Annotated in this window: 12 protein-coding genes, 2 tRNA genes and 1 riboswitch; of the genes, 5 read left to right on the top strand and 9 right to left on the bottom strand. The window is 70.2% G+C overall.

The annotated features are described in order from the left end of the window. Positions 1–24: 24 nt before the first annotated feature. From ABZY45_RS20035 to ABZY45_RS20050, 4 genes are all read right to left on the bottom strand, one after another. Positions 25–1,062: a M23 family metallopeptidase gene (locus tag ABZY45_RS20035; RefSeq protein ID WP_356741663.1), complete on the bottom strand. Its 1,038-nt coding sequence runs from the start codon at positions 1,060–1,062 to the stop codon at positions 25–27. Positions 1,063–1,073: 11 nt separating this feature from the next. Continuing rightward, positions 1,074–1,226, bottom strand: a riboswitch (cyclic di-AMP (ydaO/yuaA leader). A 232-nt stretch (positions 1,227–1,458) separates the two neighbouring features. Beyond that, positions 1,459–2,616 carry a PP2C family protein-serine/threonine phosphatase gene (locus tag ABZY45_RS20040; protein WP_356741664.1) on the bottom strand — a complete coding sequence of 386 codons (1,158 nt, stop codon included), beginning with the start codon at positions 2,614–2,616 and terminating at the stop codon, positions 1,459–1,461. A gap of 132 nt (positions 2,617–2,748) precedes the next feature. Further along, entirely contained in the window at positions 2,749–3,495 is a 747-nt protein-coding gene (locus ABZY45_RS20045; protein ID WP_356741666.1) for a MerR family transcriptional regulator, read from the bottom strand. Positions 3,496–3,598: 103 nt separating this feature from the next. After that, positions 3,599–3,672: transfer RNA gene (locus ABZY45_RS20050), tRNA-Met, on the bottom strand. A gap of 204 nt (positions 3,673–3,876) precedes the next feature. Here ABZY45_RS20050 and ABZY45_RS20055 point away from each other — a divergent pair. From ABZY45_RS20055 to ABZY45_RS20070, 4 genes are all read left to right on the top strand, one after another. Then, on the top strand, positions 3,877–4,182 hold the full coding sequence (locus ABZY45_RS20055) for a hypothetical protein (RefSeq protein WP_356741668.1): 306 nt from the start codon (positions 3,877–3,879) through the stop codon (positions 4,180–4,182). 201 nt (positions 4,183–4,383) lie between these two features. Next, positions 4,384–5,769, top strand: coding sequence for an FAD-binding oxidoreductase (locus ABZY45_RS20060; RefSeq protein WP_356741669.1), 1,386 nt, complete (start codon positions 4,384–4,386; stop codon positions 5,767–5,769). A 204-nt stretch (positions 5,770–5,973) separates the two neighbouring features. After that, a complete protein-coding gene (locus ABZY45_RS20065) occupies positions 5,974–6,126 on the top strand; it encodes a hypothetical protein (protein WP_356741670.1) in 153 nt (50 codons plus the stop codon). A 56-nt stretch (positions 6,127–6,182) separates the two neighbouring features. Continuing rightward, the gene (locus ABZY45_RS20070; RefSeq protein ID WP_145807650.1) at positions 6,183–6,404 is read left to right on the top strand and encodes a hypothetical protein; all 222 of its coding nucleotides are present in this window, start codon (positions 6,183–6,185) and stop codon (positions 6,402–6,404) included. A gap of 14 nt (positions 6,405–6,418) precedes the next feature. Here ABZY45_RS20070 and ABZY45_RS20075 read toward each other — a convergent pair whose 3' ends face one another. From ABZY45_RS20075 to ABZY45_RS20085, 3 genes are all read right to left on the bottom strand, one after another. Next, positions 6,419–7,183: an NAD(P)H-binding protein gene (locus ABZY45_RS20075; RefSeq protein ID WP_356741672.1), complete on the bottom strand. Its 765-nt coding sequence runs from the start codon at positions 7,181–7,183 to the stop codon at positions 6,419–6,421. A 122-nt stretch (positions 7,184–7,305) separates the two neighbouring features. Further along, positions 7,306–8,646, bottom strand: a complete 1,341-nt coding sequence (locus ABZY45_RS20080) for a sugar ABC transporter substrate-binding protein (protein ID WP_356741673.1) — start codon at positions 8,644–8,646, stop codon at positions 7,306–7,308. A gap of 468 nt (positions 8,647–9,114) precedes the next feature. Further along, the gene (locus tag ABZY45_RS20085) at positions 9,115–10,569 is read right to left on the bottom strand and encodes an MFS transporter (protein WP_356741675.1); all 1,455 of its coding nucleotides are present in this window, start codon (positions 10,567–10,569) and stop codon (positions 9,115–9,117) included. A gap of 173 nt (positions 10,570–10,742) precedes the next feature. Between ABZY45_RS20085 and ABZY45_RS20090 the strand changes: the two genes are divergently transcribed. Beyond that, positions 10,743–11,198, top strand: a complete 456-nt coding sequence (locus ABZY45_RS20090; RefSeq protein WP_356741676.1) for a MarR family transcriptional regulator — start codon at positions 10,743–10,745, stop codon at positions 11,196–11,198. 109 nt (positions 11,199–11,307) lie between these two features. On the opposite strand, the gene ABZY45_RS20095 is transcribed toward ABZY45_RS20090, so the two are convergent. Continuing rightward, positions 11,308–11,943, bottom strand: a complete 636-nt coding sequence (locus ABZY45_RS20095) for a hypothetical protein (RefSeq protein ID WP_356741678.1) — start codon at positions 11,941–11,943, stop codon at positions 11,308–11,310. Positions 11,944–12,044: 101 nt separating this feature from the next. Continuing rightward, positions 12,045–12,121, bottom strand: a tRNA-Lys gene (locus ABZY45_RS20100). Positions 12,122–12,161: the final 40 nt, after the last annotated feature.

Consider the following 12,161-nt stretch of genomic DNA (forward strand, 5'->3'; position numbering starts at 1 on the left):
TGCGCCGCGTGACGGCGCGCGGGATCAGATCGTGAGGCCCTTACCGCGCAGCCAGGCCATCGGGTCGATGCCCGTGCCGTCAGCGGTGTGGATCTCCAGGTGCAGGTGCGCGCCGGTCACATTGCCCGTCGCTCCGACGCGGCCGATGGTCTGGCCGGTGGTGACCTTCTGACCTGCGGTCACGTCCATCGAGGACTGGTGGCAGTACCAGACCTCGGTGCCGTCCTCCAGCTCGAGGACCGTGCGGTAGCCGTACGAACCGGAGTAGCCGGCCGACTTCACCGTGCCGCTGTGCACCGCCTTGACCGGCGTACCGGTCGGGGCCGCGAAGTCCAGCCCGGTGTGGTAGCCGGAGGACCACATCGAACCGGCCTGACCGAAGCTCGAGCTGATGTAGTACGAGGAGGTCGGGACGGCATAGCTGGCGGCGAGCTTGGCGAGGCGCTCGGCCTCCGCCTTCTTCTTCGCCGCCTCTTCCGCCGCCTTCTTCTTCGCGACGGCCTCGGCCTCGGCCACGGTCTGCTGCTTCGCCGCCTGGGCCGCGGCTGCCTCGGCCGCCGCCGTCTCCTCGGCGGCCCTGGCCTCGGCATCGGCTCCGGCCTGCTGCTGCTCGGCCTGCTGGAGGATGCGGGCGCGCAGCGCCTCGCCGGCGTCGGTGGTTCCCTGCTCGGCCTCGGCGGCCGTGATGCCCGCGGAGGTGAGGGGGGAGGAGGCGACCGTCTGCTGGTCCGCGTCGGAGTCGCCGGACATGAACGCGCCAACGCCGGGCAGGGACTTGGCGTCGGGGAGATTGTCCGCGATGGAATCGGGAAGGGAGATGGAGACCGGCGGCTTGCTCTGCGCGGTGGCCATGCCACCCGCTCCGACGGCCGCGATGACGCCGACGCCGAGGACGGTGGAGCTACGGGCGAGACCACGCTGCTTGGCTACACGGTGCCGACCGCGTACGGGGCGGATGGACTCCTCGGTGGGGTTCCATTCCTCCCAAGTCCTGTCCTCGGTACCGAGGCTGTCGGTCCTGAAGGGTGACGGGGCCTCGGGGGCAGGCTGATTCGACGCCACGTGGGCGCACTCCTTTCCTTCCTTCTCGCCTACCGGGTTAGCTGACGGGTTCGGAGCAGGAAGGTCTCCTACGGGCCCCTTCGTCTCTCACGAGACACAGGTGTCCGATTCACCCCATGTAGGTGGTTCCCCGGTTCCCTTGCGGAATTCGGCGCCGCGCACGGTGCCGCCTCTTGCGACGACAGGTACAACCGCGCTGCGTTATCGAACGTTAATAGACACCTGGGTCCGATTCCAAGCTGTTCCGACAGATCGTTCACGGCCCTGGCCTGGACTTTCAGGGGTCAAACGGGCTCAAACGGGCGAGTTGCGCGACGCGCGACACACTGTCAGTTTCTGATGGTGTGTCAAATGTTATCGGAGAGGTGCCTCGTGACTACGGACGGTCGCCGCCCGTCATTCACTGTCCCGCCCCACAATCTTCACGGTCGTCCGCCGCTCGGGCTGACCCCGGGACGGCCTCCCGACCGCGAGGAGCGCCAGGTCGTCCGTCGACCGGCCCCCGGTGTGCAGACGTACGTCGTCGGTGAGCGCGGACAGCAGCTCCTCCGGCCCCGGAAAGATCCGGCCACGCAGCCGTGCCTCCGGGTCGTAGAACGCACCGTGCGCGTCCCGCGCCTCCGACAGGCCGTCCGTGAACGCCAGGAACGTCGCCCCGGCCGGCAGCGGCCACTCGTCCGCACGGTCCGGCCACGCACCCAGCCCCATGCCCAGCGGCAGGGCCGGTTCGGCCGGCGTCAGCACGTCGAGCGCCCCGTCCGGATGCAGGACCAGCGGCTCGGGGTGCCCGCGGTTGACGACCCGCAAGGTCTCCGAGCCCGCCGGGATCTCGGCGAGCACGGCGGTGACGAACCCCTCCACGGAGTCGAACCCGCCGCGCCGTGAGCCCTCCCGGGCCAGAGCCCGCTCCAGCCGCTGGACCACCCCTTCGAGCGACCGCTCCTGCTCGGCGGCCTCCCGGAACGCCCCGATCACGACGGCCACCGCCGCCACCGCGTCCAGCCCCTTGCCCCGTACGTCCCCGAGCACCAGCCGCACGCCGTAGGGCGTGTCCGCCACGGCGAACAGATCACCGCCGACGAACTCGTCGGCCTGGGCCGGCTCGTAGCGCGCCGCGACCTGCAGCCCGCCGATCCGTGACTCGGGCGTGGGAAGCACCGCGCGCATCGCGGTCTCCGCGATGACCCGGGCCGAGGCAAGCTGCTCGTTCCCGCGCCGCACGACGCCGTTGATGACGAGGGCGAGTACGGACACCGTCAGCAGGGTGAGCAGGTCGGTGAGCGGTACGACCTTGTAGAGGACGCCGTCCGAGATCCGGATGACGAGTACGACGAGGATGGCGACCACCGCGGTGCGCACGGTCGAGGCCAGCGAGAAGAACGGGGCGGCGATCAGCGGGGCCGCCGCGAAGAGCGGTACGGCGGACACCTCGGTCGGCGTCAGCAGGTCGAAGACCACTCCGGCACAGATCATCAGGGCGGGCAGCGCGCGCACGAAGCGCCGGGCACGGGAGTTCCCGGCAGCACTCACTCGCCGTCCGTCCCGCTTCCCCACCTGTGCACTCCTGCCCGGTCCGTCCACGGCTGCGGACGGTACCGCGCCCCACCCAGGCTCGCCGGAGCCGCGCCGCACGGCGACCCGTCATCGGCCGAAGGGAGGAGCGCGCCGGGGCCCGCCCCCCGGAGGTCAGCCGGTGAGCCGGTGCCGCGCGTAGATCGTCAGTGCATCCCGTACGAAGACGGCTGTTCCGTCCCCGTACCGATCGTAGTTCCTCGCGAAGCGAGGATCGGCGACGTACATCTCCGCGATGCCGGTTACATACGAACGGGTGGGTTCCATGGTCACCGCGAGCCACTCGCAGTGCCTGCGCGCGATGTCCTGCACCTCGTCGGAGCCCGCGTCGAGACCGGCCGCCCTGGCCTCGCCGTAGTCCCGGGCGATCTGCTCGTGCTCCTCCTGGAATCGCGCGCGCCCGTCCGGGCCCAGTCCTTTCCACCACCGGTCGCCGCGCTCGTACGCCTCGCGGCCCCAGCGCTCGGTGACCTCCTGTTCGTACACCGTGTGATCGAAGCCGTCGAACACTTCCTCGGCCATGAGCCCTTCCCCTTCCTCGGTTTTTTGGAGAGTGGTCCGCACCGAGGCGATCTGCCGCCCGATGCGCTCCCGCTCCTGCTCCAGCAGCCGCAGATGGGCCCGCAGCGCCGCCGAGGTGTCCCGTTGCCCCTCCAGTACGTCCTTGATCGCGGGCAGCGAGAGTCCCAGCTCCCGCAGCAGCAGGATGCGCTGGAGCCTGACCAGGGCCTCCTGGTCGTAATAGCGGTAGCCGTTGGCGCCCGTGCGGCTCGGCGTCAGGAGGCCGAGCTCCCCGTAGTGCCGGAGCGTGCGGCTCGTGGTGCCGGCCTGCCGGGCGATTTCCTGGATGGACCACTCCATGCGGGAAACGGTAGATCTTTACGTAACGTCAAGGTCAAGCGTGCGGCGGTGGGCACACGACAGAGGCCCGGATCCTTGGAAGGATCCGGGCCTCTGTCTTCAGTAGCGGGGACAGGATTTGAACCTGCGACCTCTGGGTTATGAGCCCAGCGAGCTACCGAGCTGCTCCACCCCGCGTCGTTGTGGTTGTAACTCTACGCCATCCGGGACGCGGTCCTGACCACCCCCGCCCTCGCCCACCTCGGAGGCGGGACCCCTCGTCACCGGCGCATCGCGCCAACAGAGGGTGCGCCAGGCACAGTTGGCAGGCATAGTGCCGTGCCCAAGGGGGTTGTCACGCCCCCCGAACTCGCTTCCCGCCTGTCTGGAGGGCCTCCTGCCATGTCCACACCGCACAGACCTGCCCGAATCCCCGGTTCCGCGCAGTCGCCCGTACGCACCTGTCTCGTCAACGGGCTGATCGGCGCCGCGTTCGGCGCGGTGATCAGCGCCGCCGTCAACTACCTGGTCGTCGGCGTGCCCGGCAGCGCCTCGGTCAACGCGTTCAACCACGGGATATCGGGCCTGCTCAGCGGGTTCGCGGCGGGCTTCATCGGGCTCATGGTGCATCTGCGTAAGGACACGGGGGTGCCGGAGGCGTCCGCGGCAGTGCCGGGCGAGCGCGCGGCCGCCCCACCGCAGGCGTGATCCCGCGCCGTGCCCCGGCTGCCGGCCGGGGCACGGCGCCCCGCGATTGCGGGCCCTCGGCCACGGCGGGACGCTGGAGGGACAGCCCTTCGGTGTTCGGTCCCGTCTGCGCGGCATCCTGAGGTGCCGACGTCGGCCCAGCAGCCTCACCCGATGCGGGAGCCCAGAGGAGGCCGGGCGCACGCGCGCTAGGAGACGACCATGGACGGCACCACCCTCGAGACGATGAGAAGCCGGCTGCGCGGCCCCGTCATCGGTCCGGACGACCAGGAATACGGCCAGGCCCGCACGGTCTACAACGCCATGATCGACAAGAAGCCCGGCGCGGTGGTCAAGTGCCACGACACGGCGGACGTCATGGCGGCTGTCGACTTCGTCCGTGAGAACGGCCTGACCGTCGCCGTACGCGGCGGTGGGCACAGCGGACCGGGCCTCTGCCTCGCCGACGACGCCGTCACGCTCGACCTGTCACCCATGCGCGGCGTACGCGTCGACCCCGCCACGCAGACCGCCCAGGCGGACGGTGGCGCGCAGCTCGGCGATCTCGACCACGCCACCCACGCGTTCGGCCTCGCCACCCCGGCGGGCATCATGTCCACGACCGGTGTCGGCGGGCTCACCCTCGGCGGTGGCCACGGCTACCTCACCCGCAAGTACGGCCTCACGGCGGACAATCTGGTCTCCGCCGACGTGGTCCTGGCCGACGGCACCTTCGTCCCGGCGAACGCGAACGAGCACGCGGACCTCTTCTGGGCGCTGCGCGGCGGGGGCGGCAACTTCGGCATCGTCACCTCGTTCGACTTCGAGCTGCATCCCGTGGACACGGTGGGCGTGGGGATCACCCTGTGGCCGCTGGACCGCTTCCACGACGTGATGCGCTGGTACCGCGAGTTCCTGCCGCAGGCGCCGGACGACCTGTACGGCTTCTTCGCGTCGCTGACCGTCCCGCCCGGGCCGCCCTTCCCCGAGGAGATCCACGGGCAGAAGATGTGCGGCGTCGTCTGGTCCTCGACCGCGGATCCGGACGCGCTGGGGGAGACCCTCGCCGTGGTGGCGGAACCGGGGCCCCCTGCCTTCCACTTCACCTCGCCGATGCCCTACCCGGCCCTGCAGAGCATGTTCGACGAGCTGCTCCCCGCCGGGCTCCAGTGGTACTGGCGCGGCGCCTTCTTCGACGACATCACCGACGCGGCCGTCGATGTGCACGCCAACTTCGCCGAGAACCTCCCCACCGGACTGTCGACCATGCACCTGTACCCCGTCGACGGCGCGGCGGGCCGCGTCGGACCCGACGAGACCGCGTGGGCCTACCGCGACGCGCGCTGGTCCGGCGTCATCGCGGGCATCGACCCCGACCCGGCCAACGCCACCGCGCTGCGGGACTGGGCCGTCGGCTACTGGGAGGCGCTCCACCCGCACTCCATGGGCGGCTCCTACGTGAACTTCATCGGCGCGGGCGAGTCCCAGGACCGGGTGAAGGCCACCTACCGCGGCCATTACGACCGTCTCTCCGAGGTCAAGCGGGTCTACGATCCGCACAACCTCTTCCACGCAAACCAGAACATCGAGCCCGCACCGCCACACTGACCCTGACGCCGGGCTCGCAATTCCGGGGGAAAGCCGTGCCGGGAGGGTTACAGTCTGCATGCACCGCATGATCCGGACGCCCCCGGAGCGGCGCGGCACCGGTAGCGGCACCTCGTTCGCCGTACCGGTCGGGACCAGTCCGGTTGATTCTCCAGCGGCACGGTCACAGGGCTCTCACCACACACCTACGTACAGGACTCCGAGATGACCGACATGCCCGTCCGCACGACCCAGCGGCACCCCGACGGCGCGACCGCCACTGCCGAGACGGGCGCGCCGGCGCCGCTGCCCTCGCCGCAGTACGCGGGCCTGTTCATCGAACCCGACCTGCCGCCGGTCACCGACGAACCGGAATGACCGTACGGCCGCGACCGGTCCAGTGACCGGCCCGGCCGTACGGTCGTTGGGAGACCATGCGCATCCGTATCGGCGTGCTGGTCCTCGCAGTGGTCCTGCTGATCGCCGCGTTCCTCTCGAACATCCCGACCCGGGCCGAGACCGAGGCGGCCTGCCGGCGGGCCCTCGACAACACGTCGACGTGGACCAACCGGCCGGACGTCTGCCTGGACGTGTCCGCGGAGACCTACCGGACGTTCCTCCTGATGTACGACCTGCGGGAGGAGGGCCTGGACTGAAGGCCCGGCCGCGCTCAGGCGTGCACGCGTTCCGCGAGGAAGTCCTCCCAGGTCCGGCTGCCCGTGTCGGCGCCGTCGAGGGAGAGGTTCTCGCCCGCCCGGTAGGCGCGCCCGGCCTTCCCGGGCATCCTGACCGGCATCACGGGACGGCGCTTGCCGCTCGCCTTCAGGTAACCCCGGATCAGGTCGGACAGCTCGTACACCGTCGGCCCGGTCAGGTCGGCGACCCGGCCCACAGGGTCCCCCAGGGCCAGCTCGACCAGCCGCGCGGCCACGTCGTGCGGGTCGACCGGCTGGAGCCGCATGCCGGGAGCGGGGACCACGGGCAGCGCCCCCATCTTCCGTACGACGGTCAGCGTCAGGTCGTGGAACTGCGCGGCCCGCAGCACGGTGTACGGCAGACCGGAATCCGTCACGGCCCGCTCGGCGGCCAGCTGCGCCCTGAGGTAACCGAGCGGCACCCGGTCGGCGCCGATGACCGAGATGTGCACGAAGTGCCGAACCCCGGCGGCCGAGGCGGCCCGCACCAGGTTCCGGGTCGCCTCGTCGTCACCCTTGGGCCCGCCCGCGAGGTGCAGGACGGTCTCGGCCCCCTCCACCGCGCGCGCGGTGCCCTCGTCCTTCAGCAGGTCACCGCTCACATACGTGAGGCCGGAGTCCGTCGACTCGTGCGGGTGCCGGCTGAGCACCCGCACCTCGCGTCCCGCGCTCCGCAGCAGCGGGACGACGAGGCTCCCGAGCGTTCCCGTGCCTCCGGTGACCAGGATCGGTGACGTCATGATCTCTCCCTGACTCGTGACGGCCGGGAGTGGTCCTCCCGGTCACATCGGCCCTCTTGGTGGTTCTGCTGCTATGACCCGCGGCGCGAGAGGAATGTGACAGGGAGGCCGAGAATTCTTTTTCAGCCCTGCTGTTCCTTCCACTCCGCCTGGGCCGCGTCGAGGTCCTCGGCGAAGGTGTTCAGGAAGTCCTCGGCACTGGTCTTGCCGAGCAGCACCTTCTGGAAGCCCGATTCGCTGTCGGCCTTGGACAGGGTGTTCCAGTCGGGCAGGTAGTACGGGAGCTGGACGATCTTGGTGTCACCGGAGAACAGCGCCTCGGCACCGAGCTTGGTGGTCTCGGCCTTGTCGAGCCAGGGGTCCTCGGCGGCCTCCTTGTTGGCGGGGATGAGGCCCGCGGACTCGCTGAACTTGGAGTTCGAGGCGTGCGACGCGGCGAACTCGATGAACTTCCAGGCCGCCGCCTTGTTCTCGGACGACTTGAGCAGACCGAGACCGGAGACCGGGTTGGAGACCATCACCCGGGTGCCGTCGGCGAGTTCCGGCTGCGGGATGCCCCGGAACTTGTCCACGCCGAGCGAGCTCACATGGTCCTGGTAGGAGCCCAGGTTGTGGTTGAGCATGGCGATGCTGCCGGAGTCGAACTGGGCGACCATCTTGGTGAAGTCGTTGTTCAGGTCGGCTTCCGGGGTGACCTTCTTGTACAGCCCGACGTACTTCTCCAGGGCCGCGACGTTCTTCGGGTCGTTCACCGTGGTCTTCGTCCCGGAGGCGTCCCAGAAGGAGTCGATGCCGGACTGCCCGTACATCGCGTCGAGTGCCTGGGCGATGGAGCCCGGGCCGCCCCGGATGGTGTAGCCGAACTGGTTCTTCTTCCTGTCCGTCAGCTTCGCCGCCGCCGCGTAGAACTCGTCCCAGGTGTTCGGCTCGTCGAGCCCGGCCTTCTCGAACAGGTCGGTGCGGTAGTACAGGACGCCGTTGGTGGCGGAGATCGGCACCGTGTACACCTCGTCCCGGCCGGCCGCGCTCCGCACGTTCTCGATCATCGCGTCGTTGAGCTTGCCCTTGAGCGAGCTGCCCTCGATCCGGTCGTCCAGCGGCTCCAGCGCGTCCTGCGCGGTGATCCCGGCGACCATGGCGGCGCCCACCCCGCCGACGTCCGGCAGCCCGCCGCCCTGGATGGCGGTGTCGTACTTGGACTGCGCCTCGGTGGAGGCGATGCCCACGTACTGCACGTCGATGTCCGGGTTGGCCTTCTCGAAGTCGGCGATGATCTCCTTCCAGATCGCCGTGCGGACCCCGCCGTTCTCGTCCCAGAAGACGATCTTCCCGGTGCCCGAGCCCTCGGCGCCCTTGGCGCCGGCCGTGCCGCTGCCGCCGTCACCGCAGGCGGTCGCGGTGAGGGCAAGGGCGGAGACGAGGGATACGGCGGCGGCGAGGCGGCGGCTGCGTGGCTTGTTCATGGTCGGCTCTCTCTCTGGGTGCTCACCGGCGGGGCGCGGGACGGCAGGGCGCCACGGGGTGAAGCCGTGCGGGTGTGTTCTTCGGGGGCGTGAAGGAGGCGCGAAAGGGGGCGTGGGTCCGGCGCACTCTCCCCTGCGGAGGCGCTCCTCAGCGTCTTCCGCGGCGCCGGGGACGGCGGGGAAGAGGGCGCGGTGCTGACTGCATACGGCTCTCGGCTCTCATATCGCGTCTCATATATGACATACGAAGGACAACGCGAAGAACGTAAGTCGGCCCACACCCACGGTCAATGCCCGTGCACGAGAAAGTTCCGTGCGGCAGGGACGCGCCAGCGCCCCGACCGGCGGACCGGTCGGGGCGCTGCGGGTCTTGCGGGTGCTTCGGGGCTGCGGGAGCTGCCGGTCTTGCGGTCGGACGGCGGCGGAGACCCCTCGGGCCAGGCGCCGCCCCCCGGACAGCGCGCGGGGTCAGGCCTCGACGGAGACCTTGCCGGCCGGTGCCGGACCCGTCCTCTCGCCGTCACCGGCGGGGCGGACGAGCCCGGGGATCGCCGAGGCGACCGCGGCGGCCACGAGTGCCACTCCGCAGCCGATCATCAGGCCCACGCGGAAGCCGTCCTCGGAGGCCAGCGAGAAGCCGCCGAGGTCGATGGTCATCTGGGCCAGCACCACACCGATGACAGCCGAGCCGATGGTGGTACCCAGCGACCGCATCAGGGTGTTGAAGCCGTTGGCGGCCGCCGTCTCCGAGAGCGGGACCGAGCTCATGATCAGGGCGGGCATCGCGCCGTAGGCGAGGCCGACGCCACTGTTGATGACGATACCGACGAGCATCAGACCCCAGGCGGAGCCCATCAGGAACAGCGAGAGCCCGTAGCCGAGGGAGATCACCAGGGCGCCGAGCACCAGGGCGATCTTCGGGCCGCGCGCGTTGATCAGTTTTCCGCCGAGCGGTGAGACGATCATCATCATCACGCCACCGGGGGCCATCCAGAGGCCTGCGGCGAGCATCGACTGGCCGAGGCCGTATCCCGTGGCCTCGGGGAACTGCAGCAGCTGCGGGGCGATCAGCATGAAGGAGTACATGCCGACGCCGACGAGGATCGACGACACGTTGGTCAGCAGCACCCGCGGGCGGGCGGTGGTGCGCAGGTCGACCAGCGGGTCACGGGTGCGCAGCTCGTAGAAGCCCCAGAGGCCGAGGGACACCACCGCGACGGCGAAGAGGCCGAGCGTCGTGCCCGAACCCCAGCCCCAGTCGGCCCCCTTGGAGATGGCCAGCAGGAGGGAGACCAGGCCGATCGCGAGCCCGACCGCTCCGGGCGCGTCGAAGCGCTGCCCCTTGGCACCGGCCGGGACATCGGGGACGAAGGCGAAGATGAGCACGGCGATCATGAGCGCGAGCGCCGCCGATCCCCAGAACAGCACGCGCCAGCTGGTGTATTCGGCGACGGCGGCGGAGATCGGCAGACCGAGGGCTCCGCCGATGCCCATGGAGGCGCTGACGAGGGCGATCGAACCGCTGAGCTTCTCCGCGGGCACCACGTCACGCAGCAGGGCTATGCCGAGCGGCACCATGCCCATGCCCATGCCCTGGAGGCCGCGCCCGATGATCATGGGCACCACGGAGGAGGCGAGCGCGCACACCACCGAACCGGCCACCAGTGGAACGGCGCAGGCCAGCAGCATCCGGCGCTTGCCCAGGAGGTCACCGAGACGGCCGGTGACCGGCACGCACACGCCGGCGACCAGGAGGGTGACGGTGACCACCCAGGCCGCGTTGGCGGACGAGGTGTCCAGGATCCGCGGCAGCTCGGCGATGAGCGGGGTCACCAGCGTCTGCATGACGGCGGCGACGGTACCGGCGAGCGCCAGCGTCGTGATCACACCGCCCGCGCGGGTCGTGGGCTGGGGGGCGTCCATAGGTCGTGTCCTCGGCTATCTGTCGATGGAAGGTTTGGCATCGTACACACTTATTGCATCATGCACATCATGTGGCCTATGCACGCCCTCGTGAACATACGATGAAGTGAGCCGCACCCCGCCGCACCAAGACACACCGGCCTCGCCCGGCAGGAAGCAGGAGGCGCCCGCGCATGAACAGGGCCACGCAAGAGGTCGAGTACGAGCAGATGCTGCTCAGCCGCCACGGGCTGCTGAACCACAGGAAGGGCCGCCGCAAGGACGGTCTCCTGGAGCGCAGCGCGTACGTCCTGCTCAGCCGCATCCGCGTCCAGGGCCCGATGTCGGTGGGCGAGCTGAGCGACGCCTTCGACCTCGACGTCTCCACCCTCAACCGCCAGACCGCCGCGGTCATGCGCGCCGGCTTCGTCGAGCGCATCCCCGATCCCGACGGAGGCATGGCCCGTAAGTTCCGCATCACCGAGGAGGGCACCCGCACCCTCGACGCGGAACGCGAGGGCATGGTCAGCTCGCTGCAGCGGGTCATGGCCGACTGGGACGACGAGGACATCTCCGCCTTCGCCGGCTACCTGCGCCGCTTCAACACCGATCTGGAACGCCTCGGCGGCAGGCCCTGGCCCCGCCCCTGAGCCGCCCGCACGAACGGGGGCTCTCGCACGACGAGCGCCCCACCCGTGCACTGGTGAAACGGCGGGGCGCCCTGCCGGCGTCGGCCGACCGGGGCGCCGGGCCGGCGGGTCATCCGCTCAGGCACGGGCTCACGTGTTCGGTCGTCGCGATCTCCACGTGACGAGCGGCCCTGAGCAGATCCTGGGTGCGGAACCGGCCCGTCATGTCGTCCTGCGGGGCGGCAGAGGTCCGTCGGTTCCGCAGACTGCGGAGACACTCCGACAGCAGATGGCGCTCCTCGGGCCCCGGCGCCCCACCGGTCTCGAGGCAGGCGACGACACAACGGTTCAGGTCTGCGGCGAGCGGATCGCCGACGGGCATGGGGATCCATCCCCGATCGCGCAGGAACGACAGGGCGTGCAGAGCCCCCTCCCGCGGCGCTCCCGACCACCACATCTCCCGATACGGATTCCGCTCGGCCCGACGCGGCTGACGTGCCCCCTGCCCCTTGGCGCGCCTTCGCACGCCGTCGAACGCCCGAAGCTCCCCGTGCCACGCGTCCCTGCTGGCCTCCAGCACGTCCAACGCGCGGAGCAGGGCACGCTCGTCCCTGCCGTACGGACCTGCCTGCGCTTCGAGGAAACTCAGGGTCGCGTGAAAGCCGATCGGCCGGTACAACTGCACGCAGGACCGGAGCTGCGCCACGCGGAGACCGTGGGGCAGCGTCATGTCACGGGCCTTCCGCGCATGGTTGTTGAAGCTCACCCGGCGAGGGTAGCCAGACCTCGCGATCCGCTCCCGGAGTTTTGGCCCCACCCCGAAAAGGGGCCGACCCCAGCTCACATGTGCTCTGAGCTGGGGTCCAGTGGTAGGCCGTGTGGGACTCGAACCCACAACCAACGGATTAAAAGTCCGCTGCTCTGACCAATTGAGCTAACGGCCCGTGATGGATCACCCCCCGAGCATAGCTTCCCCGGGCCCGG

The sequence above is a fragment of the Streptomyces sp. NPDC006516 genome, from assembly GCF_040611875.1.
GTDB lineage: Bacteria > Actinomycetota > Actinomycetes > Streptomycetales > Streptomycetaceae > Streptomyces.

Coding starts and splice junctions, on each gene's coding strand:
- ABZY45_RS20045 (WP_356741666.1), bottom strand. CDS start 3,495: ATGGAGTGGTCCATCCAGGAAATCGCCCGGCAGGCCGGCACCACGAGC.
- ABZY45_RS20055 (WP_356741668.1), top strand. CDS start 3,877: ATGTCCACACCGCACAGACCTGCCCGAATCCCCGGTTCCGCGCAGTCG.
- ABZY45_RS20060 (WP_356741669.1), top strand. CDS start 4,384: ATGGACGGCACCACCCTCGAGACGATGAGAAGCCGGCTGCGCGGCCCC.
- ABZY45_RS20065 (WP_356741670.1), top strand. CDS start 5,974: ATGACCGACATGCCCGTCCGCACGACCCAGCGGCACCCCGACGGCGCG.
- ABZY45_RS20070 (WP_145807650.1), top strand. CDS start 6,183: ATGCGCATCCGTATCGGCGTGCTGGTCCTCGCAGTGGTCCTGCTGATC.
- ABZY45_RS20075 (WP_356741672.1), bottom strand. CDS start 7,183: ATGACGTCACCGATCCTGGTCACCGGAGGCACGGGAACGCTCGGGAGC.
- ABZY45_RS20080 (WP_356741673.1), bottom strand. CDS start 8,646: ATGAACAAGCCACGCAGCCGCCGCCTCGCCGCCGCCGTATCCCTCGTC.
- ABZY45_RS20085 (WP_356741675.1), bottom strand. CDS start 10,569: ATGGACGCCCCCCAGCCCACGACCCGCGCGGGCGGTGTGATCACGACG.
- ABZY45_RS20090 (WP_356741676.1), top strand. CDS start 10,743: ATGAACAGGGCCACGCAAGAGGTCGAGTACGAGCAGATGCTGCTCAGC.